This window comes from Halorubrum halodurans, from assembly GCF_002252985.1.
Taxonomy (GTDB): Archaea; Halobacteriota; Halobacteria; order Halobacteriales; family Haloferacaceae; genus Halorubrum; species Halorubrum halodurans.
In genome coordinates, this window is the sequence record NZ_NHPJ01000008.1 from 1 (window position 1) to 23,230 (window position 23,230).

Sequence of the window (23,230 nt, forward strand, 5' to 3'; positions counted from 1 at the left end):
CCCGCGATCCGGTCGGCGAGGCCCGGCTCCGCCCGTTCGACGGCCGCGCGCATCGAGGCGTCCTCGCGCTCGCCGTTCCGCCCCGGCTCCGCGTCCGGGCGGACGAGCAGGAACCGCCAGTCGTCGGGGACCGCGTGGCGCGCGGCGACCGGCGGGACGGTCCACTCCCCGTCGGCCGGCCGGTCGGTCGTGAACCGCGCGGTCGGGTGGCCCGCGTCGAGGACGAACCCCCCCGCCTCGAAGGCCGCGACGCCGATCCCGGATCGACCGCCCCGGCCCAGCGCGGGAGCGCGCTCGCGGACCGCCGGCTCCCGGCCGTGCGCCCGCGCGACCGCCGTGAGCGTCGTCGCGGCCAGCTGCGTGCCGCTTCCCAGCCCCGCGTGTCGCGGGAGCGACGCCCGGACCGTGACGGCCGCGCCCGGCACGTCGAGCAGGTCGACGGCGGTCGCGGCGTACCCGCGGGCGTCGGCGCGGACCTCGTCGTGGACGTCGGGGCGGCCCGCGGTCGCTCCCGACTCGCCGGCATCGGCGAGCGCGTCCGCCTCCACGGCCGCCGTCACCGACTCCGCGGGAACCGCCTCGACGGTCACCCGCGGCTCCGCGAGCGCCAGCCCGAGCGCGCCGTAGAGACGCTCGTGGGAGAGGCTGAGGTTACAGAACCCGAAGTGGAGCCGCGCGCCGGCGCTCGCGAGTGCCATCGTCGTCCCCGCGTTCGCCCCGGACGCATAAAAGGGACCGAGACCGGGGCGAAAACCGCCTCCCCGGCCGCTCGGCGCGGTCCGGTCCCGCCGGCCGGCTACTCCTCCCAGTCCGGGTTCGGTCGCGGGGGCGCGAACACGTCGAACCCCTCGACCGGCACCTCGCCCTCGTTGACCGCCGCGTGCGGCTCCCCGCCGGGGATCGCGAACGTGTCGCCCGCGTGGACCGTCCGCTCCTCGCCGTCGACGACGAAGGTGAGCGCGCCGGCCGTGACCGTCCCGACCTGCTCGTGCGGGTGGTCGTGTTCGGGGACCTCCGCGCCCGGCTCGATGTAGAACCGCTGGATGCTCGCCTCGTCGCCCGCGGCCCCCTGGGTGAGGTGGACGCCGGGGACCGCCTCCGTCGCCTCGACCTCGTCGTCGGATACGATGTCCATACGACCCACCGCGACGCGGCGTCACTTAAACACGCGGGGCGGACGGGGAGCCATCCGCCGGACCCCCGAAGGAAGCCGGCGAGGCCACGCGCTCACGGGAACGGGTGGTACTCCCGGTCGAGCGTCGGCTCGAACCCCATCGATCGGGGGACCTCGCGGGCGCGCTCGCCGAAGAACGGGTCGCCGGTGAAGAGCGGCTGCGCGCCGGGAACGAGGACGCGAACGGCCTCGAAGCCGAGCGCGGCCACGTCGCGGGTCGTCGTGCGCGCGACGACGGGGTCGAGCCCGACCGACCGGACCCGGTCGACGACCGTCTCGAGTTCGGCGGTGCCGCCGTCCCCGCTGCGGGAGTCGGACTCGCCGTCCGCCTCGCCGCCGAAGCCGGGCGCGTCGAGGGTCGCGGCCGGAACCGTCGCGTCGGGGTCGAAGAACTCGCGCGTCGCGTCCGGGAGGTCGGCGTGGCGGCCGATCGCGGCACCCTGCTCGCCGGCGGTCTCTCTCCCCATCGACCGGAGCTCCGTCCAGTTCTGGAGCGCCTCCGCGAGCGCGTTCCGGGCCGCGGCGGCCGGGTCGAGGTCCGCGCCCGACCCCGCGGCGAAGCGGGGCCAGTCGCCGTCGCGGTGGACGGCGGCGGCGACGACCGGCACGTCGACGTCGGTCGTGACGAGCAGCGTCGAGACCGACAGCGATTCGGCACGGGCGCGCTTCTCGAGCCGATCGACCACCGGATCGTCGAGGTCGAGCCCGAGCGGCTCCGTCGTCGAGTACCACGTGGTCATGGTGGCGTCGCGCTCGATCGTCTCGTACAGCCCCGACAGCGCGGCCTCCGCGCCGGTGTTGCCGAGACCGAGCCCGGTCGTGATCGCGGGACGGTACCGAGGCTCCGGCGGCGGGAAGTGGACGAACTCCGCGGGGAGGCTGACGACCGTCTCGGCATCCGGCGACGGATCGCCGTTCCGCGGCGGCGATCCCGCCGGACCCGTCGTCCCGACCAGCCGCTCGCCCGTGGTCCACGCGAGCTCGTCTCCCGGCGCGTACGCCGCGGCGTCGTCCGGGCGGACGAACGCGTCCGGCGCCACCGGGTTCGGCACGTCGGCCTCGGTCGCGGTCGTGAACGACGACTCCCGGTAGACGCCCGCGGCGTAGCGCTCGAGCCCCTCGCCGAGCGCCTTCATGAACGCGGCGTCCCAGTCGTCGTCGGCCCCGGCGGCGAACTCCGCGGCGCGGACGTCCGAGAACCGCGTCGTGTCGGCGACGTGCGAGACGTAGTACGGCACCGGGAACGACTCGCGTTCGCCGACCTCGGAGACGAGCCCGACCCGGTCGTCGACGCCCCGCTCCGCGCGCTCCAGCGCCGCCGAGATCGACCGGCGCTCGCCCTCGAGCGGGAGCGCCGGGGCGGGGTCGGAGCCGCAGCCGCAGCCGGGGACCGGGAGCAGCGTTCGCGTCGGACCGGGGACCTCCCGGACCGTGTCGCCCACGGGATCGCCGGCGAGCAGCCGGATCGCCGTCCGGCCGGCGACCGCCCCGGCGTATCGGACGGCGGAGCGCGTCCCCCGCGGCGCGTCCGCCGCCTCGGCGCCGCCGCTCGCGACCCGCCCTCCGAGACAGTCGTAACACGCGTCCTCGAGGACCGTCACCGCGGCGTCGACGTCCGCGAGCGGGGTCCCGCCGACCCCGCCGACCTCGACGGCGATCCAGCGGTCGAGCAGGTCGTTCGCGGCGTCGAACGTCGCCGATCCGGTCGTGTCGACGACGACGGCGAGGTCGAACCCGTCGAGCAGCGACGGCTCGACCGGCATCACGTTCACGTCGACGTCGCCGAGCGCGGCCGAGACGGCCTCGACCGCGGGACCGTCGCCGACCAGTCCGATGTCCATGCCGCGGTCGACGGGGAGGAGGGAAAAAAAGGGGACGGGGGCGGCGGGCCACGGGAGCGGTCGACGCCGACCGCGACGAGGGGGCGACCGCGGCTACGCGAGCAGGTCGGCGGCGGCGTCGGCGAACGCCGCGGCGTCGACGCCGACCAGCCGGTCGTCGCCGAGCTTGAGCCGGAGTCGCGGGCGCCCCACGTCGATCGGGACCTTCTCGGTGTCGATGACCCCGACGTCCTCGAGCCGGGTCTTCGTCCGGGAGAACGTCGCCTTCGAGGCGATCCCCACGTCCTCGCCCCACTTCGAGATGTCGTACAGCAGGACGTCGTTGCGCGCGGCGACGAGGAGCGAGACCGTCACCTCGTCGAGTCCGTCGTCGCCGCGCGCGCTCTCCAAGGACGCGAGCACCGCGTCGAAGTCGTCGCGGACGTCCTCGCCGATGTCGGCCGCCATCGTCTCGCGAACGCGGCTGATCGACGGCGTGCGGAGCGCGTACTCCTCTGCGTCCGCGAACGCGTCGCGGTGCGTCCCGAAGACCTCGGAGACGAACGCCTCCTCCGTCGTCGAGAGGGCGGCGACGCGCTCGCCGGCGTTCACGAGCGCGACGACCTTCGACTCCGAGACGAACAGCGCGTTGTCCGCGTCCTCGGGGAGGACGCGAAGCGTCAACGCCCCGGACTCGAGGAGGTCCGCGGCCTTCGAGGCGACGAGGAAGTCGTCCATGACGTCCTTCAGCACGCGCTCGTCGGCGAGCATCGACATCGCCGGGAGGTCGTCGCGATCGACGGCGGCGTCGACGAGCGAGACGATCGTCGACGCCGGCGGATCGATCACGAACAGCTCCTCGTCGGAGCCGGCGAACGCCGCCTCGAGGACCTCCTCCACCCCGGATTCCAATAAATTCGACACCATCTATCTCCTCGTATACAATTCGGATATCTATTTAATATTAACGGGATTATGGGAGCGAACAACGTCGTTTGGGGACGTCTACCGGACGAAATCGGCCGATCAGGCGATCCGGCCGCTGCTCCCCGTTCCGCCCGCGACGGACAGGCTTAATGTGCCGTCGGCCGCGACGAGGGGTATGGACAACGAGAACCTCCGGGCGGTCGACCCGGCGGTGGCGGACGCGCTGGCCGGCGAGCGGACGAGACAGGAGGAGACGCTCGCGATGATCGCGAGCGAGAACCACGTCAGCGAGGCCGTCCTGGAGGCCCAGGGCAGCGTGCTCACGAACAAGTACGCCGAGGGCTACCCCGGCGCGCGCTACTACGCCGGCTGCGAGTACGCCGACGAGGTCGAGGAGCTCGCGATCGAGCGGGCGACGGAGCTGTGGGGCGCCGACCACGTCAACGTCCAGCCGCACTCGGGGACGCAGGCGAACCAGGCGGTCTACTACTCGGTGCTCGAACCGGGCGATAGGATCCTCTCGCTCGACCTGAACCACGGCGGCCACCTCTCACACGGCCACCCGGCGAACTTCACCGGACAGATCTACGACGTCGAACAGTACGAGGTCGACCCCGAGACCGGCTACATCGACTACGAGGGGCTGCGAGAGACGGCCGAAGAATTCGACCCCGACATCGTCGTCTCCGGCTACTCCGCGTACCCGCGGACGGTCGACTGGGAGGCGATCCAGGCGGCCGCCGACGCGGCCGACGCCTACCACCTCGCCGACATCGCCCACATCACCGGGCTCGTCGCCGCCGGCGTCCACCCCTCGCCGGTCGGGATCGCCGACTTCGTCACCGGCTCGACGCACAAGACGATCCGCGCCGGCCGCGGCGGGATCGTGATGTGTGACGAGGAGTTCGCCGACGACGTCGACAAGGCCGTCTTCCCCGGCGGGCAGGGCGGCCCCCTGATGCACAACGTCGCCGGGAAGGCCGTCGGGTTCAAGGAGGCGCTCAAGCCCGAGTTCGAGGAGTACGCGCAACAAGTCGTCGACAACGCCGAGACCCTCGCGGAGACGCTCCAGGGCCACGGGCTCTCCCTGGTCTCCGGCGGCACCGACAACCACCTCGTGTTGGTCGACCTCCGCGAGTCGCACCCCGACCTCTCGGGCGGCGACGCCGAGGACGCGCTCGCGGCCGCGAACGTCGTGCTCAACGGGAACACCGTCCCCGGCGAGACGCGCTCCCCGTTCGATCCCTCCGGGATCCGCGCCGGCACCGCCGGGCTCACGACCCGCGGGTTCGACGCGGACGCGATGGCGGAGGTCGGCGACCTCATCTACCGCGTGATCGACGACGCCGACAGCGAGGACGTGATCTACGAGGTCGGCGAGCGCGTCGTCGAGCTCTGCCGGGAGTACCCGCTGTACGACTGAGCCGGCGGTCGGCCGGGGACGCCCCCGGCCGGATCGCGGTTCCGTCCCCCCGGCGCGGATCCGTACGTACAAAGTAGGGGCGGGTCCGACGGGGTCGTATGGACGACCAGTCGTTTCTGGCTCGGCGTCTCGACCGCGCGGCCGCGCCGCTCGCGGTCGGCGACGTCCTCGTGGTGATGGCGTTCCTGACCGTCGGAACGCTCAGTCACACGTCGACGGACTTCCTCGCGAGCAACCCGACGTACCTGCTCGGCGTGTGGGCCCCGTTCCTGATCGGGTGGGTTCTCCTCGCGCCGCTGGTCGGCGCGTACTCGGCCGGCGCGGCGGAGACGGCGAAGTCGTCGGTCCCGCTCGTCGTGCGTTCGTGGGTCCCCGCGGCCGCCGTCGGGTTCGCCCTCCGGGCGTTCGTCTTCCGCGGCGGTGCCGCCCTCGCGTTCGTCGTCGTCATCCTCGTGACCGGCGCGGTCGCGCTCGGCGGCTGGCGCGCGCTCTACTTCCGGTTGCGGTAGTCGGATCCTCCGCCGCGTTCGACCGCTCCGTGCTCCTTATAACCGCCTCCCTCGAACGCGCACCGTGGACCTCCACGTCCGGTACGAGGGCGACGACGACCCCGACAAGTGTACGGCCCGGAAGCTCTCGCGGTTCGACCTCGCGGAACTCCACCGCTCGGACCGCGCCACCCCGTACGGGATCGTTCTCAACCCGCACGCCGAGCGCGCGCTCTCGCCCGCGGACGCCGATCTCGCCCGCGAGGAGGCGCTCGTCGCGCTCGACTGCTCGTGGGAGTCGGCCGGCGAGAAGCGGTTCACGCTCCCCGGCGAGCACCGCGCGCTGCCGTACCTCGTCGCCGCGAACCCCGTGAACTTCGGCCGCCCGATGCGGCTCACGACCGTCGAGGCGTTCGCGGCCGCCCTCTCGATCCTCGGCGAGCCGGGCCACGCGGAGCGGGTCATGGCGAAGTTCACCTGGGGGGAGACGTTCCTCGAACTGAACGAGGAGCCGCTGCGGCGGTACGCCGACTGTGCGGACTCGAGCGAGGTCGTCGCGATCCAGCGGGAGTACCTCGACCGGGAGTGAGACGGAGATGCGCCCGGTTTCGTCCGACGGTGCGACGAGAGACACGGCCACGGAGGACGTCCCCACCCGGCACGCCGCCGTGTTTGCCAGTCAACCGCCGTGTCGCCGGGTAGCGTCAAGCCGGCCCGGTATCGGCGGGGTTTTTCCTCGCCGCCACGCAGGGTCGTGTATGGAGCTGTTCGCCGTCCCGGACCTCCCGGAGATCCGGGAGGGAGACGACCTCGCTGCCATGATCGGCGAGCGCGTCGACCTCCGCGCCGACGACGTGGTCGTCGTGGCCAGCACCGTCGTCTCCAAGGCCGAGGGACGCACGTTCGACCTCGCCGACTTCCCGGCGAGCCCGCGTGCCGCCGAGATCGCCGACCGGCTCTCCGAGATCGCCGGCGAGGAGAAGGACCCCCGGTTCGCGCAGGCCGTCCTCGAGGAGTCGACGGAGCTGATCATGGAGGCCCCCTTCCTGCTCACGGCGACCCGCTTCGGGCACATCGGCGTCAACGCCGGGATCGACCGGTCGAACGTTCCCGGCGGCGACCTGCTGTTGCTCCCGAGGCGCCCCTCCGAGAGCGCGGCGCGGATCCGCGAGGGGCTCGCGGCCGACCGCGTGGTCGTCAGCGACACGTGCGGCCGGCCGTTCCGCCACGGCCAGCGCGGCGTCGCGATCGGCTGGGCCGGCATGCCGGCGAGCCGCGACTGGCGCGGCGAGCGCGACCGCGACGGCCGCGAGATGGGCGTCACCGTCCAGAACGTGATCGACGAGCTGGCGAGCGCCGCGAACCTCGTCGCCGGCGAGGGCGACGGGGGAACCCCGGTCGTCGTCGTCCGCGACTGGGCGTTCGGCGACCACGACGGCTCGGACAGCCACTTCCGCGAGGTCGAGGGCGACTTCGTCCGGCAGGCGCTCCGCGGCTGGAACTACGAGGCGTAGCCACACGACACCACCAATGCTCGGCATCGAACTCACCCCCGAACACGACCCGCACCGCATCGTCGACCTCGGCGTCCGCGCCGAGGCGGCCGGCTACGACGCCGTCTACTCGACGTGTCACTACAACAACCGCGACCCGTGGGCGGTCCTCTCGCGGCTCGCGGCCGCCACGGAGTCGGTCCGGCTCGGCCCCGGCGTCGCCAACCCCTACGAGACCCATCCCGTCACCCTCGCCTCGAGGGTCGCCACCCTCGACGAGCTCTCCGAGGGCCGCGCCGTCTTCGGGCTCGGCCCCGGCGACCCCTCGACGCTGCGGAACCTCGGGCTCGCCGACGAGCGGGGGCTCCGCCCGGTCTTGGAGGCGTTCAAGACCGCGCAACGACTGTGGGCCGGCGAGCGCGTCGACCACGACGGGACCTTCGACGCGGACGACGCGGGACTCAACTACGAGCCCCCGCAGGGGGCGTCGATCCCGGTTCACGTCGGCGGCGAGGGGCCGCACATGTGCCGGATGGCGGCGAAACACGCCGACGGCCTGCTGTACAACGGATCGCACCCCAAGGACCTCGCGTGGGCCCGCGAGCAGGTCGCCGACGGCCTCGCGGACCGCCCCGACTCGCGGGGCGAGTTCGACCTCGTCGCCTACGCCGCGGTGTCGGTCGCCGAGGACGCCGAGGCCGCCCGCGAGGCCGCGCGCCCCCCCGTGGCGTTCATCGCCGGCGGCGCGGCCCCGCCCGTGTTGGAGCGCCACGGGATCGACCCCGACGCCGCCGCGGCCGTCGGCGAGCGCGTCTCCGCCGGCGACTTCTCCGCCGCCTTCGAGCGGGTGACGCCCGACATGATCGACGCGTTCTGTATGGCGGGCACGCCGGAGGCGGTCCGCGGGCGCGCGAGAGCCGTGGCCGAGCACGCCGACGGGCTGGTCGTCGGGTCGCCGCTCGGCCCGGATCTCGAGGCCGGCGTCGACCTCGCGGCCGAGGCGCTCGACGGGCTCTTCGAACCGCCGTCCGGTTCCCACGGGTCGGGGATCGAGAATCGGACCTGATAACCTCGGGATGAGGTTCATTACCCGGTTCCGTCGAACGTCGCGTATGTCGACCACACGACGGCGACCGACCGGACTCCGGGAGCGGTACGAGTCGCTTCTCTGGGGAACGATGGACCTGCTGGGGATCTCCGAGTCGATCGAGCGAAAGGTCGTCGCCGCCGTCGGGATCCAGTTCCTCGTCACCGTCGGGATCTTCCTCGCGCCGTTCCTGTTCGCCGGCACGCTCTGGTACGTCGTCTCGGGCGTCCTGTTTCTCGGCGCGATCGTGGCGATCTACAACACCCTCCTCATCGTGCGACGGGACTTCGTCGCGCCGATCCGGGCGTTGGAGGCCGGCGCGGACGCGATCGCGGCCGGGAACGTCGACGCGGAGGGGCCGGCGGCCGTCGGGGGCGGCCGGGCCGGCGAGACCGACGGGGGCGGCCGGGCCGGCGAGACCGACGGGGGCGCCGGAGCCGGCCTCCCCGGCGGCGACCAGTCGGACGAGATCGGCAACCTCGTGGGCTCGTTCACCGAGGTGCGGCGCTACCTCGGCACCGTCTCGGCGCAGGCGGAGGCGCTCGCCGCGCAGACGTTCGACGACCCCGCGCTCGAGGCGGACGTGCCCGGCGCCTTCGGCGAGTCGCTGTCGGAGATGGCCGCGAACCTCGAGGCGTACACGACGGAGCTCGAGTCGCTCGTCGACGCCTTCGGCGACGCCGCCGAGCGCGCACGGGACGGGGACCTCACGGCGACGATCGACGCCGAGGCGCTGGCGACCGACCGGGATCGGTACGCCGAACTCGTCGGGAACTACAACCGGCTCGTCGCCACGCTCGGCGGGACCGTGCGCGACGTCCGGGCGTTCACCGACGACGTCGCGGCCACGAGCGACGACGTCCGGACGGGCATGGACGAGGTCGACGACGCGAGCGCGTCGGTCGCCCGCTCGGTTCAGGAGATCTCGGACGGCGCGGCCGCACAGACGGACCAGCTGGAGGCGGTCTCCGGCGAGATGAGCACCCTGTCGGCGACCGTCGAGGAGATCGCGGCGTCGGCCGACGACGCGGCCGCGACCGCCCGGAGCGCGGCCGACCGCGGCCGCGCCGGTCGCGAGGAGGCGGCGGAGGCGATCGCGGAGCTGGAGACGCTCGAGAGGCGCATCTCGGCGGTGTCCGCCGCGGTGGCGGACCTCGTCGACCGGATCGGCGAGATCGACGAGATCGCCTCCGTGATCGACGGGATCGCCGAGGAGACGAACCTGCTCGCGCTCAACGCCTCGATCGAGGCCGCTCGGGCGAGCGGTTCCGGGGACGGGTTCGCGGTCGTCGCCGACGAGGTGAAGTCGCTCGCGGAGGAGACCCGCGAGGAGGCGGCCGAGATCTCCGGGCGGATCGAGGAGGTCCAGGCGGCCTCGTCGGCGACCGCCGGCGACGTGGAGGCGATGGAGTCGCAGGTGGCCGAGAGCGTCGACACCATCGAGTCCACCCTCCGCGAGTTCGAGGAGGTCGTCGAGGACGTGACGACGGTCGACGAGACGGTCCAGGAGATCAGCGACGCGACGGACGACCAGGCCCGGACGACACAGGAGGTCGTGGACATGGTCGACGACATCGCGGCGGTCAGCGGCGGGACCGCGACGGAGGCGGAGACCGTCGCGGCGGCGGCGGAAGAACAGACGGCGACGGTCTCCGAGGTGACCCGCCGCGTCCACGCGCTCGCCGACCAGTCGGCGGCGCTGTCGGCGACGCTCGACGGGTTCGCGGTTCCGGCGTCGGCCGCGTCGGCCGCGACTGACGAGCGCGTGAGAGACGGGAAGAGCGGGAGGAACGGCGAGCGCGGGAGAGACGACGAGCGCGTGAGAGACGGGAAGAACGGGAGGGACGACGAGCGCGGGAGAGACGACGAGCGCGTGAGAGACGGGAAGAACGGGAGGGACGACGAGCGCGTGAGGGACGGAGACTCGGTGAGCGACGACGGGGCGCGGACGGGGGCGACGACCGAACCGGCGGCGGCACGGTCGAGCCCGAGCGACGACTGACCGGAGCCGACGTCGGAGGTCCGAGCGTGGTCCCGACGCCGCGTTCCCGCGGGCCGTCCTCCGCGACGCCTAGTCGCTTCGGCCGCGGCCGCCGAGCGAGGGGAGCTTCACGCCGATCTCGCCGAGGAGCGCCCCGACCGCCGCGTAGCCGAGCACGGCCACGGAGCCGACGATCAACACCTGTCCGACGACGACGAGAAGCGCCGAGAGCGGGTCGCCGGCGCCGAGTATCAGGTCGTTCACGAAGACGTCGACGAAGCGGCCGACGTCGCCGATCAGCCGGGAGACGAAGTCGATGAGCGCGATCACGTACCGATCTTGGGCAGGGGGGTACTTGGGGTTTTAGTTCGCGGGCCGCCCCCGCACGGACCGCCCGCGGTTCACCGAACCGAACGCCTTACACCCGGCCGACCCTGACTGGTTCGACATGAACACGGTGCTGTGGGTCCTGACGGGGGTCCTCGCGTACACGGCGGCCATGACGTGGCTCCGGAACCGCGGGGTCCTCCCTGACTCCGTGCGGGTCTCGGGGCCGCTCACGACCCTTCACACCCGTCGCGGTCGGGCGTTCCTCGAGCGACTGGCCGGGCCACGACGGTTCTGGCGCGCGGTCGCGAACCTCGGGCTCGGCGGCGCGCTCGTCGCGATGGTCGGCTCGTTCGTTCTCATCGTCTCCTCCGGCATGTCGGCGCTGTCGGCCACGCAGCCGTCCGCGATCCAACAGCCCCAGAACTTCCTCATCATCCCCGGCGTCAACGAGTTCCTCCCGCTGTCGGTGGCGCCCGAGATCGTCGGCGGGCTCGCGATCGCGATGGTCGTCCACGAGGGGGCACACGGCCTGATGTGTCGGGTCGAGGACATCGAGATCGACTCCATGGGGATCGTCTTCCTCGCGCTCCTTCCGGTGGGCGCGTTCGTCGAGCCGGACGACGAGGCGACGCGGGAGGCCTCACGCGGCGCGCGCGCCCGGATGTTTGCCGCCGGCGTCACCGCGAACGTGGTCCTCACGGTCGTCGTCTTCGCGCTGCTCTTCGGTCCCGTCGTCGGCGCGATGGGCGTCGCCCCCGGCTACGCGGTCGGCGAGGTGACGCCGGAGTCGCCGGCGGCCGGCGCGGACCTGGCGCGGGGCGACCGGATCGTCGAGGTCGCCGGCGAGCCGGTCGCGGACGCCGCCGCGTTCGAGGCGGCGCTCGCGGACGCCGACGCGGACGTCTCGCTGCTCGTCGACGACGGCGAGACGGAACGGCGGGTCACGGTCGAGCGGGAGCTCCAGGCGATCGGCTCCGCCGGCGGCAACCCCTTCGGCGTCACGGTGGCGGGGGACCCGACCGTCGTCGCCGCGGTGAACGGCGAGCCGGTGCGGACCGAGAGCGCGTTCCTCGCCGCGGTCGGCGACGACGAGCGGGCGACGGTGGCGCTGGAGGGGGCCGACGGCGGCAACGCCACGGAGGCCGAGGTCCCGATCGGTGCGTACGTCGTCGGCGTCCAGGAGGACGGCCCGATCCACGACGCGGGCGCGGCGGTCGGCGAGCCGCTCACGATCGTGGAGATCGACGGCGACCGGATCCGCGACGACGACGCGCTCGCGGCGACGCTCCGGGAACGCGCGCCCGGCACCACGGTCGAGGTGATCGCGTACACCGCCGCGGACGAGCGCGTCGCCTACGACGTCGAGCTCGATCCCCACCCGAACCGCGAGGGCGGGTTCATCGGCGTGAGCGTCTTCCCCGGCACGAGCGGGCTCGCGCTCGACGACGTCGGCGTCTCCGCGTACCCCGCCGGCGCGTACCTCGAACTGCTCGGCGGCGACGGCGGCGACGGCGCGCTCGACGGCGTCGCGCTCGGCGGGCTCGTGGACTCCGCGCTCGGGCTCGTCTTCGTCACGCTGATCCTCCCGCTCGGCAGCCTCTTCGGGCTCCCGTTCAACTTCGCCGGGTTCGCCGGCGGGATCACCAACTTCTACGTCCTCGAGGGGGGGCTCGCGTTCCTCGGCGGCGGCGCGTTCCTGGTGGCGAACCTGCTGTTCTGGACCGGGTGGATCAACATCCAGCTCGCGCTGTTCAACTGCCTGCCGGCGTTCCCGCTCGACGGCGGCCGGATCCTCCGGATGGTCGCCGAGGCGGTCGTGAGCCGGCTCCCGATCGGCGACCGGCACGCGGCCGTCCGGACGATCACGGTCTCCTCCGGGCTGGTCATGCTCTTCGGGCTGGTGGCGATGGTGTTCGGCAACCGGATCCTCTCGGCGCTCGGGCTGATCTGAGCGGCCGCCGGGGGCGCCCGACCCGGTTCGCCGTCCGCCGCCGCCCCGTCGACAGCAACGCCGGCCGCAGGGGAAACCGGTTTCTCCGCGGGGGGACACGGTGGGGTATGAGCCACTCGCGAACCGTCGAGATCGAGGGACACATCATCGACAGCGGGACGATGCAGCGGTGTTTCGGCGCGGTGATGGACCTCGACGGGTCCTTCGACGTCGAGCAGTTCGACGTGGGGACCCACGAGGAGGCAGAGTCGTACTGTCGGATGCGCGTCTCCGCCGACGACGAGGGGACGCTCCAGGCGATCCTCCACGAGCTCCACCAGAACGGCGCGGTGTTGGAGGACCCCTCCGACGTGACGCTCGTGGCCGCCCCCGACGACAAGGTCGTCCCGCCCGACTTCTACTCGACGACGAACCACCCGACCGAGGTACGCTACGAGGGCGAGTGGATCGACGTCGACAGGATCGAGATGGACTGCGCGCTGATCGTCGACCCCGACGGCCCCGACGGGGAGCCGCGGGCGTACACGAAGGTGCTCAACGCGGTCGAGGAGGGCGACCTCGTCGCGACCGACGAGTCGGGGATCCGCGTCAACCCGCCCGAGCGCCCCCGCGGCTCCGGCGGCGCGTTCGGCTTCATGCAGGGCGGCGTCTCCTCGGAGCGCCCCTCGGAGTCGACGATCCGCGAGGTGGCCGCGGAGCTGCGCGACGTGAAGGCCGCGGGCGGGAACGTGATGGTCGTCGCCGGACCCGCGGTGATCCACTCCGGCGCGGGCGACGCGCTCGCGGAGCTCGTCGACGCCGGCTACGTCGACTCGCTGTCGGCGGGCAACGGCTTCGCGACCCACGACCTCGAGCGCTCCCTGTACGGCACCTCGCTCGGGATGGACGTCGAGACGCTCGAGCACCCGCGGAAGGGACACAAACACCACATCTGGACCATCTCCGAGATCATCCGGGCCGGCGGGATCGAGGCCGCGGTCGAGGAGGGTATCGTCACGGAGGGCGTGATGTACGAGTGCGTGCGAAACGACGTCGACACCGTGCTCGCGGGGTCGGTCCGCGACGACGGCCCGCTGCCCGACACGATCACGGACGCGGTGGAGGCGCAGGACGCGATCCGCGACCAGGCCCACGACGCCGACATCGTGTTGATGCTCGCCACCCTGCTTCACTCCGTCGCGGTCGGGAACTGCCTCCCGTCGACGACGAAGACGGTCTGCGTCGACATCAATCCCGCCACGGTCACCCAGCTGCTCGACCGCGGCTCCGCGCAGGCGGTCGGCATGGTCACCGACATCGGCACCTTCGTGCCCACGCTCGCGGAGTTCGTGCTGGAGGGCGACGACGCGGCGGTCGCGGAGGCGGGTGAGAGCGCGTGAGCGTCTCGCTCCGTCCCTACGACGCGACGACCGACGCCGACGAACTCTACGACCTGAAGCTCGCCTTCGAGCGCGGGCTCGGCGAGAACACCGGCGGCGACGGGAAGGCGGCGACCTACGCGGGCAAGCTCACCGACGACTACCGCGAGTCGTGGCTCGCGTGGGTCGACCGCTGCGTCGCCGACGACCCCCGCTGCGTGACCGTCGCGGTCGACGAGGCGGCGGGGAATGGCGACGACGCTGACGCTGACCTCGTCGGCTACGTCTTCTGTCTCCCCGAGCAGCTGGCGTTCATTTGGGACGCGGCCGTGATAAACGAACTTTACCTCGCGCCCGACCACCGGGGGAGCGGGGTCGCCGACGAGCTCATGGACGCCGCGGTCGACCTCGCCGCCGACCAGGACCTTCCGCTCGACCGGATCGTGCTCGACGTCGACGCCGCGAACGAGCGCGCGCAGGCCTTCTACGCGCGCCACGGCTTCGAGCACTGGGGCGAGATGGTCGCGCGCCCGGTCGGCGACGGGGACGACCGATCGCCGCCGTCCGAAGGCTATTGACTCGCGACCGAGAAGGACCGGCGTGACCGACACCACGCGCGAGTGGATCCTGGCCGAACGGCCCCGCGGCGAACCGGACCTCGACTGCTTCGACCTCCGGGAGCGCGACCGGCCGGAGCCGGACCCCGGCGAGCTCCTCGTCCGCGTCCGCTACCTCTCCGTCGACCCGTACATGCGCGGCCGGATGCGCGACGCCGAGTCGTACGCGGAGCCGTGGGCCGTCGGCGACGCGCTGAAGGGCGGCGTCGTCGGCGAGGTCGTCGAGAGCGCCGCCGACCGCTACGCCCCCGGCGACCTCGTCACCGGCAACGGGTCGTGGGCCGACCACGCGCTGCTCGACGCCGACGAGGTCGCGCCCGTCGACCCGGCGGTGGCCGACCCGCCGGCGTACCTGGGAGTCCTGGGAATGCCCGGCCGAACCGCGTACTTCGGCCTGCTCGAGGTCGGCGAGCCGAAGCCGGGCGACACGGTCGTCGTCTCCGGCGCGGCGGGCGCGGTCGGCTCCGTCGTGGGCCAGATCGCGAGGCTGAACGGCTGTCGCGTCGTCGGCTTCGCGGGCACCGACGAGAAGACGGCGTGGCTCACGGAGGACCTCGGCTTCGACGCCGCGATCAACTATCGCACGACCGACGACTACGGCGCGGCGCTCGCCGAGGCCGCCCCCGACGGCGTGGACGTCTACTTCGACAACGTCGGCGGGCCGATCACGGACGCCGTGTTCGGGGAACTGAACCTCGACGCGCGGGTGGCCGTCTGCGGTCAGATCGCCCACTACAACGACGAGGAGACGCCGACCGGCCCGCGGAAGCTCCCGCTCCTCATCGCCCCGCGAGCGAGGGTCCAGGGACTCCTCGTGAGCGACTACGCGAGCCGGTTCGGGGAGGCCGCCGAGCGGCTCGCTGGCTGGGTCGCCGACGGCGAGATCGAACACCGAGAGACCGTCGTCGAGGGGCTGGAGAACGCGCCCGACGCCTTCCTCGGGCTCTTCTCCGGCGACAACGTCGGCAAGCAGGTCGTGCGGGTGTCGTCGCCGGAGTGAGATCGGCGGAAGGCGTTCGCCGCCGGAAGGTCGCACCGAGTCGTCGGCGACTGCGAGGCGTGTCGCTGGCAGGTGACTCAAGCGGGCGTTTGACCGTACCGTAGGGACTTATCGGGGAGTCCGGTACACACGCGTATGAAACGCCGAGCGGTTCTGGCGGCCGTCGGGACCACGGCTCTCTCGACCGCCGGGTGCCTCCGGGTGCCGGGCCGTGACGGACGTTCGGATTCGTGTGCCGACGGCACTCACTTCTCCTTACAGCGGGTGACGGCGTCTCACGGTCGAAACGAGTTCGCTACCTACATCGAATCGCTATCGTACGCCACGCGGACCCTCGTGATCCGCGCACTCGAGTCGGAGACCGGTGTGGCTACCTCTCGGAGCTATTACTCGCTACACCCGCCGAAGGAGTACGTCGTCACGGAGTCGACGGACTTCTACCGGGTCGAAGCGACCGATCTCGACGCGACGGAGACGACGGGGTACGCGTACGCGGTCGACCTCGACGTCGACGGCTCGTCGCTCCCTGACGACGCCCGCGTCCACGCGCTTCCCGACCTCCCGGCTCACGACCGCGAATCGCTCCTCGGTGCCGTCGGGGATCCGCACCTCCTCCACGCGCCGCATTATTCGTTCTCGCCCGTGTTCGCGTACGAACACGAGGGGCTGCGGGACCGCTCGATGTTCGTCCCCGAGACGGACGGCCGCCATCTCCGCTGGAACGACGTGCTGTTACGACTGGTCTTCGACGAGCGACGAACGGTCGAGATCACGAGCACGACCGTCTCTACGGAACTCGTGGCCGAATCGCCGGAGGCGTTTTTCAGCCACGTCCGCGGGGAACGCGGTACCGTCCTCGACCCGCTCACGGACCGCCAGCGGGACGTGGTCGCTCAAGCGATCGAGGGGACGTACACGGAGTGTCGACCGTACTCGGACGCGTTCGGTGGTCTCCGCGGTCAACTCTCCGATGAGGGCGGGAGACACCACGCCCTTGCTCGGTACGACGGCGACTGGTACTTCGTCCACCTGTCTCGATGACCCGACCCGTCCTCGCACCGACTGGCGCCCCGTACTCGACGGGCCCGTCGGAACCCATCTACCGGGCGGTTCGGTACGGCCGATCCAACCGGGAGCGCCCGACCGCCCGACGGGCTCACCGCGCCGGCGACGACGGACGGTCGAACCCGTCCGCCGGATGCGTTCTCACGCCGCGATCCCCCACAGTCCGACCGCGACGAACAGGACGCTCACGAGGAACGGGAAGACGGCTCGTCGGAGCCGCGAGAGCGCCAATCCGCGGACCGACCGGTCCGTGATCACGAGGTCGCCCGCGAGCGCGGCGCGTCCTCCCTCCTCGCGCTCGACCGTCCCGGCGACGAGGTACGTCTCACCGGGGCTGATCCGCCGTTCGACGTATCGTCGAGTGCCGAAGAGGGGGATCGCCGCGATCCAGCCGGCGACGGGATCGAGTCCCTCGCGTGCGTCGACGAACCGCCGGATCCGGTCCGGCGGCGCCTCGGTCGCGCCGACGCGGACGACGGTCGACGCCGTGTCGAGCGCGAACCGCCGCGACGACGGGCGGACGGCGAGGCTCCGGTCCGACCCGTCGGGACCCTCCAGGGCGAACCCGACGGTCGCGACCCCGTCGTCGAGGTGGGCGTCGAGCCACGGGATCCCGACCGCGAACGGCTGGCGCTCCGTGACCTCGAACTCGAAGCCGAGGCAGTCGGACCCGGAGAATGGGGCCGAGAGCGTCTCTCCCGCGGCGCTCGCGGTTCCGCGGACCGCGAGGAACGCCCCGTCGTCGGCGTCGGCCGCGGTCTCGGGCGTTTCGACCGCCGCCCGAAGCAGCCGCGGAAGGACCGCGAGCGGCCGGAGCCCGTACCACGCCATCGCGAGGCCGAGCCCGACGAAGAGGGCCCCGAGGAGGGTCAGATACATCGGTGGAGAACGGGCGAGATCAAGCGACTGGTCGAGGGCGCGCGTGCGGACGAGGCGGTCGTGAAGGCGATCGCGTCGGTCGTGGAGGGGGTCACGTCGCACGGTTCGGAGGGGTGGCTCATAAAGGTCCACGACGTCGCGAGCAGTCCCTCGCCCCCGGAACTATGGCGTCCGGCTCCGTCGACGGTCCATGGGACACGTGAACGAGGCGGATCTGGAGTGGACCGAGACCGACCGCGGCGAGGCGCGATTCAAACGCAAGCAGCTCGGCGAGGCGGCCGGCGGCGACGCGCTCGGGTGTAGCCTGTACGAGTTGCCGCCGGGTCACAAGTCGTGGCCGTTCCACTACCACGCCGCGAACGAGGAGGCGATCTACGTCCTCGCGGGCACCGGCGCGATCCGGCTGGCGACGGGGGAGGACGACCCCGCCGACGAGACCCGTCCGCTCGAGCCGGGCGCGTACGTCGCGCTTCCCGCCGACGCGTCGGGCGGCCACCGGGTGATCAACGACTCCGGAGAGCCCCTCCGCTACCTCGCGATCTCGACGATGGTCGAGCCCGACGTCACGGTCTACCCCGACTCGGGGACGTTCGGCGTGTTCGTCGGATCCCCGCCGGGCGGACGGGAGGAGCGCTCGCTGGAGGGGTACTACGACGCCGACGCGGACGTCGGCTACTGGGACGGGGAGTAGCCGTCGCCGAAGCCGTCGCCGGGGCCATCACCGAAACCGTCGCCGGAGCCGCCGGTCGTCCTCGGCTCGCGGAGTCACGGCACGGGAACGCCCGACAGGAGTTATGTGGGTCGCGCCGGAACCGTCGGATATGCGATACCTCGTAGCCACCGACGGATCCACCCTGGGGGACGAAGCGGTCCGGTACGCCGCGCGCCAGGCGGTCGCGTTCGACGCCACGCTCGTGATCGCCCACGTGTTGACGCCGGATTCGGAACTGATCGACGGCACGCTCGTCCTCCCCGGCGAGGAGGCGGCCGTCGAGGAGGGCGAGCGCGTCCTCGAGAACGCGCGGTCGGTCGCGGTCGACGTCGCCGACGAGGAGGCCGACGCCGGGATCGACGTCGAGACGCAGCTGCTCACCGGGCGCCCGGCGGACGCGATCACGGAGTTCGCGGGCGAGACCGCCGCCGACGCGATCTACGTCGGCCACCGCGGGCTCTCCGAGGAGCGCGAACAGGTCGTCGGCAGCGTCGCGAAGAGCGTCGTCGACAAGGCGGTCGTCCCGGTGACGGTCATCCGGTGACGGACATCCGGTGACGGTCATTCGGGGGCAGTGCCGGCGACGGCCGCCAGTCGGCTTTCGCACGGTGACCGATCGGGCGGTCGCCGGCCGACCGACGTTCGGCCGCTCCACCGGCACCCGACCGTCGACAGGCTTTAGTCTCCGGCGGTAGTAATGTACAGTATGGACAAGAACGTCGGCACGATGGACAAGCGCGTCAGGACGGCGGTCGGCGCGGTGCTGGGAACCGCGTCGCTCGCGACGATGGCCGGAGCCCTGCCGCTTCCCGCGATCGCGTCGCCCGTCCTCGGCGTCCTCTCGATCGTCATGCTCGCCACCGCCGCGACGGGGATCTGCGGGTTGTACTCGCTGCTCGGGATCGACACCTGCTCGGTCTCGCCCGGCAACTCGCGGTAGTCGGTCCTCGCGGTTTCCGTCGCCGGGGACGTCGTCGATCTACTCCCAGGCGTCCGGTCCGAAGTCCGGGTGAACCCGGCGGTCGTACCGCTCGATCCCGTCGATCCGCTCGATCTCCTCGTCCGACAGCTCGAGGGTCCGGCTCGCCCAGTTGTCGGCGATGTGGTCCTCGCTCGTCGCCTTCGGGATCGCCGTCACGCCCTTCTCTCGGAGCCACGCCAGGCTGACCTGTGCCGCGCTCGCGTCGTGGTCGGCCGCGATCGCGGCGATCACGTCGTCGTCGAACACTGCGCCGCGCGCGAGCGGCGAGTAGCCGACGATCTCGTAGCCGTGGTCCGCGGCGTGCTCGCGGAGTTCCGTCTGTGTACAGAACGGGTGCGTCTCGACCTGGTTCGCGAACACCGGCGCGTCGAGGACGTCCATGGCCCGCTCGACGTGGTCGGGCTCGAAGTTCGAGACGCCCACGCGCTCGGTCAGCCCGCGGTCGCGGAGCTCGTCGAACGCCGGCAGCGTCTCCTCGGGGTCGTACGCGCCGGCCGGCCAGTGGACGTACAGCAGGTCGACGGCGTCGACGCCGAGCCGCTCCAGGCTCTCCTCCGCCGTCTCGATGACGTCATCGTACGCGAGGTTCGAGGTCCACACCTTGGTGGCGAGGAAGACGTCCTCGCGGTCGACGTCGGCTCTCGCGATCCCGTCGCCGACGGCCGCCTCGTTGCCGTACACCTGTGCGGTGTCGACGTGGCGGTATCCCGCCTCGAGCGCGGTCGCCACGCTCTCCGCGCACTGTTCCGGGTTCTCGTTCTCCCAGGTGCCGAGTCCGAGGACCGGCATCCCGTTCGCTCGGGCCACGTCGTCGGCCGACTGCTCCGAAGAAGGCATGGATCGAGGTGGACGCTCGAGCGACTAATGGGTTCGGAAACCGCCCCGAGGCTCGAACCCGGCGACCGCCCCGGTCCGCGGCGTCAGCCCGCGATCTCGACGTCCTCCGGGACGAACGGCTCGAGGTCCAACCGCTCTATCGTGGCCGCCTCGGGGACGCCAGCCTCGGTCCAGCCGCGGATGTCGTAGTACTCCTCGAGCATCGTCTCGAACTCCGCCTCGGTGACCCGGTTGCCGTCGGCGGGGCCGCCCGACTCCAGCGGCTCGGTCAGCCGCTCGGGGAGGCTGTCGTCCGCCCGTTCGAACCCCTCGCGCAGGTTGAAGAGGCGGGTCATCGTCCACGCCCGCTCGCCGACCGTCTCGAGGTCGTCGACGGTCAGGTCGTAGCCGAGCTCCCGGAGCCACTCGGCGACGCGCTCGTAGTTGTACGCGGTGAAGTCGCACGCGACCATGCTGAACGACAGCGCGCCCTCGTTCTGCTCGTCGACGACGGCCGCCGCGTGCCCCTCGGTGTCGAACGGGTCGCGCTCGCCGCCCAGCGCGTCCGACCCGATCGGGAAGGCGCGCTGGTGACACGCGCCGCGGTCCGAGGTCGCGTACGCGAGCGCCATGCTGAGCGAGGCGCGCGGGTCGTACGCCGGCAGCTCCATCCCCTTCACCTCGACCGCGGCCTCGCGAGCCTCGGGGGCGTCCGGACAGAGTTCTTCTGCCGCGCCGACGGTCCCCTCCGCGAGCGCGTCGCCGATCCCCTCGCGGTGAGCGACCCGATCGACCACCTCCGCCGCCGTCTCGGCGTCGCCGAACTCGATGTCGAAGTCGACGAGTCCCCGCTCGCTCGTCTCCATCAGCCACGAGACGACGTTCCCCAGCGTGATCGTGTCCATCCCGAGCCGGTCGGCGCGGTCCGCGAGCTCCGTCACGCCCGTCACGTCGGTCACGTCCGTGTTCGCGCCCATCATCCCGATCGTCTCGTACTCCGGGCCCCACGCGACGCTGGCGTCCGGGAACGCCCCGTCGACGTCGGTGTCGGAGAAGTCGGTCACGTGGCCGCAGGCGACCGGACAGTTGTAACAGGAGTCCGGCCGTCTGTGTCCCGGCTCGAAGGCGTCGATGTTGAGCGTCTCGACGTCGGCTATCGTCCCCTCCGTCCAGTTGTGCGAGGGGAGCGCGCCGACCTCCTGGGTCCAGTCGACGATGAGCTGCGTGCCGCCCTCGCGCGCCCACTCGACCTCCGCGTCGTTGCCGAGCCGTCGCATGTGGTCGATCCGGAGCTCCTGGAGCGCGCCGTCGTCCGGCTTCGTCCCGCTGGCGACCACCGCCTTGAGGTTCTTGCTGCCCATCACCGCGCCGACGCCGCCGCGCCCCGCGTGGTGGGAGGCCTCGTCGCTCGAGATCGTCGCGAACCTCACCTCGTTTTCCCCCGCGGGGCCGATCGCGGCGACCTTGGTGTCGCGGTCGGGGAACTCCCGCGCGGTCTCGCGGGCGTCGTGGCTCCCCCACAGGTGGTCGGCGTCCTCGATCGAGACCTCGCCGTCGTCGACGCGGAGCAGGACCGGCTCGTCGGCGCTGCCCTCGAAGACGACGCCGAGGTAGCTCGGCATCGCGAACCGGAACATCGAGGGGAAGTGGCCGCCGGAGTACGAGTCGACGAACGCCCCCGTCAGCGGCGACTTGGTCACCACGCCGTATCGCGAGGTGCCGGGCGCGTGTCCCGTGAGCGGGCCGAACATGAAGAAGAGGGGGTTCTCCGGGGCAAGCGGGTCCGTTCCGGGCGGCAGCTCGTCGAGGAGCATCGCGGCCCCGAGCCCCTTCCCGGAGACGAACGCGTTGCGGTACGCCTCCGGGATCTCCTCGGTCTCGACGGTTCGTTCCGAGAGGTTCACCCGGAGGAGGTGACGCATCTCGCTCGGTACGCTGCCGGTCGCGGCCCCGTCCGTCGTGGTTGCCATCGACCCGATATCATCCCGGTCCTACAAAAACGTGTGCCGCCCGCCGGACCGGGCCAGACCGGACCGGACGCCGGCACGCTCCCTGAGGGCCGTTCTCATGGCGGTGAGCGTCACGAATCACAAAGCCCTTTTCGCTCGCACGCCACCTCCGGGGTAATGAGCGACTTCCCCGAGGCGGTCGACGTCGACTACGCGGACGGCGAGGGCGAGGAGCCCGGCGACTACCCGTCGCTCCAGCACAAGATCGAGAAGGCGATCGAGGTCACCCGCCGCGGCCTCGAGCAGTACGACAACCCCGCCGTGATGTGGACCGGCGGGAAGGACTCGACGCTCACGCTGTACTTCATCAACGAGGTGGCAGAGCAGTTCGGCTACGAGAAGCCGACCGCGGTGTTCATCGACCACTTCCAGCACTTCGACGAGATCACGGACTTCGTCGAGCACTGGGCCGACGAGTGGGGGATCGACCTCGTGTACGCCCGCAACGACGACGTGGGCGCGTACGTCGACGAGCACGGGCTCGAGCCGGGCGACGACGTCCCCGTCTCGGCGCTCTCCGAGCACAACCAGCACCACGTCCGGGAGATCCTCGAGTACGAGGAGGACACGTTCCCGTTCCTCCTGGACACCTACGTGGGCAACCACCTGCTGAAGACGGTCGCGCTCAACGACGCCTTGGAGGAACACGACATCGACGGCGTCATCTCGGGCGTGCGCTGGGACGAACAGGAGGCGCGCGCGGACGAGACGTTCTTCTCGCCGCGTCACGACCCGGACATCTACCCGCCGCACGACCGGATCCAGCCCATCCTCCAGTTCGACGAGCGCGACGTGTGGGACGCGTTCTGGCAGGTCGTCGTCCCGGAGACGGTCGAGGGCTTCCCCGAGGAGGGGTACGTCCCCGAGTCCGCCGATGACCTCCCCGAGGGCGTCGAGCAGTCGGACGTGCCGATCTCGCCGAAGTACTTCGCCGGGTTCCGCTCGCTCGGCAGCGAGGTCAGCACGGAGAAGACGACCGGCGAGCCCGCCTGGCTCCAGGACCTCGAGAACACCACCGAGCGCGCCGGCCGCGCCCAGGACAAGGAGGACCTGATGGAGCGGCTCCGCGACCTCGGCTACATGTAGGCCCGCCGGCGGTCGATACCGCCGGACGCCGG

At 72.0% G+C, this 23,230-nt stretch carries 23 protein-coding genes; 15 read left to right on the top strand and 8 right to left on the bottom strand.

All coding sequences use genetic code 11. The annotated features are described in order from the left end of the window. The 4 genes from DJ70_RS01145 to tbsP all read right to left on the bottom strand — a co-directional run. Positions 1 to 698, bottom strand: a 698-nt coding sequence (locus DJ70_RS01145) for a beta-ribofuranosylaminobenzene 5'-phosphate synthase family protein (protein ID WP_143420886.1), incomplete at its 3' end; no start/stop codon positions are given. A gap of 98 nt (positions 699 to 796) precedes the next feature. Further along, positions 797 to 1,135 carry a cupin domain-containing protein gene (locus DJ70_RS01150; RefSeq protein WP_094529389.1) on the bottom strand — a complete coding sequence of 113 codons (339 nt, stop codon included), beginning with the start codon at positions 1,133 to 1,135 and terminating at the stop codon, positions 797 to 799. 92 nt (positions 1,136 to 1,227) lie between these two features. Further along, complete coding sequence (locus tag DJ70_RS01155) at positions 1,228 to 3,015, bottom strand: YcaO-like family protein (protein ID WP_094529392.1); 1,788 nt, start codon at positions 3,013 to 3,015, stop codon at positions 1,228 to 1,230. 93 nt (positions 3,016 to 3,108) lie between these two features. Beyond that, positions 3,109 to 3,921, bottom strand: a complete 813-nt coding sequence (gene tbsP / locus DJ70_RS01160; protein ID WP_094529394.1) for a transcriptional regulator TbsP — start codon at positions 3,919 to 3,921, stop codon at positions 3,109 to 3,111. 175 nt (positions 3,922 to 4,096) lie between these two features. Here tbsP and glyA point away from each other — a divergent pair, with 175 nt between their 5' ends. From glyA to DJ70_RS01190, 6 genes are all read left to right on the top strand, one after another. Next, positions 4,097 to 5,344 carry a serine hydroxymethyltransferase gene (glyA, locus tag DJ70_RS01165; protein WP_094529397.1) on the top strand — a complete coding sequence of 416 codons (1,248 nt, stop codon included), beginning with the start codon at positions 4,097 to 4,099 and terminating at the stop codon, positions 5,342 to 5,344. Positions 5,345 to 5,442: 98 nt separating this feature from the next. Next, positions 5,443 to 5,853: a DUF3054 domain-containing protein gene (locus DJ70_RS01170; protein ID WP_094529400.1), complete on the top strand. Its 411-nt coding sequence runs from the start codon at positions 5,443 to 5,445 to the stop codon at positions 5,851 to 5,853. A gap of 64 nt (positions 5,854 to 5,917) precedes the next feature. Further along, entirely contained in the window at positions 5,918 to 6,421 is a 504-nt protein-coding gene (locus DJ70_RS01175; RefSeq protein WP_094529403.1) for a DUF367 family protein, read from the top strand. A 169-nt stretch (positions 6,422 to 6,590) separates the two neighbouring features. Beyond that, the gene (locus DJ70_RS01180; RefSeq protein WP_094529406.1) at positions 6,591 to 7,346 is read left to right on the top strand and encodes a coenzyme F420-0:L-glutamate ligase; all 756 of its coding nucleotides are present in this window, start codon (positions 6,591 to 6,593) and stop codon (positions 7,344 to 7,346) included. A gap of 16 nt (positions 7,347 to 7,362) precedes the next feature. After that, positions 7,363 to 8,391 carry a 5,10-methylenetetrahydromethanopterin reductase gene (locus DJ70_RS01185; protein ID WP_094529409.1) on the top strand — a complete coding sequence of 343 codons (1,029 nt, stop codon included), beginning with the start codon at positions 7,363 to 7,365 and terminating at the stop codon, positions 8,389 to 8,391. Positions 8,392 to 8,503: 112 nt separating this feature from the next. Next, positions 8,504 to 10,414 carry a methyl-accepting chemotaxis protein gene (locus DJ70_RS01190; protein WP_245810632.1) on the top strand — a complete coding sequence of 637 codons (1,911 nt, stop codon included), beginning with the start codon at positions 8,504 to 8,506 and terminating at the stop codon, positions 10,412 to 10,414. Between the two features lie 69 nt (positions 10,415 to 10,483). Here DJ70_RS01190 and DJ70_RS01195 read toward each other — a convergent pair whose 3' ends face one another. After that, positions 10,484 to 10,723 carry a hypothetical protein gene (locus tag DJ70_RS01195; protein WP_094529412.1) on the bottom strand — a complete coding sequence of 80 codons (240 nt, stop codon included), beginning with the start codon at positions 10,721 to 10,723 and terminating at the stop codon, positions 10,484 to 10,486. A 118-nt stretch (positions 10,724 to 10,841) separates the two neighbouring features. On the opposite strand from DJ70_RS01195, the gene DJ70_RS01200 reads away from it, so the two are divergent. The 5 genes from DJ70_RS01200 to DJ70_RS01220 all read left to right on the top strand — a co-directional run bounded on the left by DJ70_RS01200 (position 10,842) and on the right by DJ70_RS01220 (position 16,690). Further along, a complete protein-coding gene (locus tag DJ70_RS01200) occupies positions 10,842 to 12,674 on the top strand; it encodes a site-2 protease family protein (protein WP_094529415.1) in 1,833 nt (610 codons plus the stop codon). A 107-nt stretch (positions 12,675 to 12,781) separates the two neighbouring features. Continuing rightward, positions 12,782 to 14,053, top strand: a complete 1,272-nt coding sequence (locus tag DJ70_RS01205) for an ornithine cyclodeaminase (RefSeq protein WP_094529418.1) — start codon at positions 12,782 to 12,784, stop codon at positions 14,051 to 14,053. Beyond that, positions 14,050 to 14,610, top strand: a complete 561-nt coding sequence (locus DJ70_RS01210) for a GNAT family N-acetyltransferase (protein ID WP_094529420.1) — start codon at positions 14,050 to 14,052, stop codon at positions 14,608 to 14,610. Before DJ70_RS01205 ends, DJ70_RS01210 begins: the two co-directional genes overlap by 4 nt. 22 nt (positions 14,611 to 14,632) lie before the next feature. Continuing rightward, complete coding sequence (locus tag DJ70_RS01215) at positions 14,633 to 15,649, top strand: NADP-dependent oxidoreductase (protein ID WP_094529422.1); 1,017 nt, start codon at positions 14,633 to 14,635, stop codon at positions 15,647 to 15,649. A 366-nt stretch (positions 15,650 to 16,015) separates the two neighbouring features. Beyond that, complete coding sequence (locus DJ70_RS01220; protein ID WP_143420887.1) at positions 16,016 to 16,690, top strand: hypothetical protein; 675 nt, start codon at positions 16,016 to 16,018, stop codon at positions 16,688 to 16,690. Between the two features lie 165 nt (positions 16,691 to 16,855). Here the strand turns inward: DJ70_RS01220 and DJ70_RS01225 are convergent, their stop codons facing one another. After that, a complete protein-coding gene (locus tag DJ70_RS01225) occupies positions 16,856 to 17,695 on the bottom strand; it encodes a hypothetical protein (RefSeq protein ID WP_245810630.1) in 840 nt (279 codons plus the stop codon). Between the two features lie 88 nt (positions 17,696 to 17,783). Between DJ70_RS01225 and DJ70_RS01230 the strand changes: the two genes are divergently transcribed. From DJ70_RS01230 to DJ70_RS01240, 3 genes are all read left to right on the top strand, one after another. Beyond that, on the top strand, positions 17,784 to 18,284 hold the full coding sequence (locus DJ70_RS01230; RefSeq protein ID WP_094529426.1) for a cupin domain-containing protein: 501 nt from the start codon (positions 17,784 to 17,786) through the stop codon (positions 18,282 to 18,284). A gap of 130 nt (positions 18,285 to 18,414) precedes the next feature. Beyond that, on the top strand, positions 18,415 to 18,849 hold the full coding sequence (locus DJ70_RS01235; protein WP_094529428.1) for a universal stress protein: 435 nt from the start codon (positions 18,415 to 18,417) through the stop codon (positions 18,847 to 18,849). Between the two features lie 162 nt (positions 18,850 to 19,011). Then, positions 19,012 to 19,245 (top strand): YgaP family membrane protein, encoded by a 234-nt coding sequence (locus DJ70_RS01240; RefSeq protein ID WP_094529430.1) that lies wholly within the window; start codon positions 19,012 to 19,014, stop codon positions 19,243 to 19,245. Between the two features lie 39 nt (positions 19,246 to 19,284). On the opposite strand, the gene DJ70_RS01245 is transcribed toward DJ70_RS01240, so the two are convergent. Further along, the gene (locus DJ70_RS01245) at positions 19,285 to 20,076 is read right to left on the bottom strand and encodes an aldo/keto reductase (RefSeq protein ID WP_094529459.1); all 792 of its coding nucleotides are present in this window, start codon (positions 20,074 to 20,076) and stop codon (positions 19,285 to 19,287) included. Between the two features lie 131 nt (positions 20,077 to 20,207). After that, a complete protein-coding gene (locus DJ70_RS01250) occupies positions 20,208 to 22,073 on the bottom strand; it encodes an aldehyde ferredoxin oxidoreductase family protein (protein WP_094529432.1) in 1,866 nt (621 codons plus the stop codon). A 156-nt stretch (positions 22,074 to 22,229) separates the two neighbouring features. On the opposite strand from DJ70_RS01250, the gene DJ70_RS01255 reads away from it, so the two are divergent. Next, complete coding sequence (locus tag DJ70_RS01255; protein WP_094529434.1) at positions 22,230 to 23,198, top strand: phosphoadenosine phosphosulfate reductase family protein; 969 nt, start codon at positions 22,230 to 22,232, stop codon at positions 23,196 to 23,198. The last annotated feature ends 32 nt before the right edge of the window (positions 23,199 to 23,230 follow it).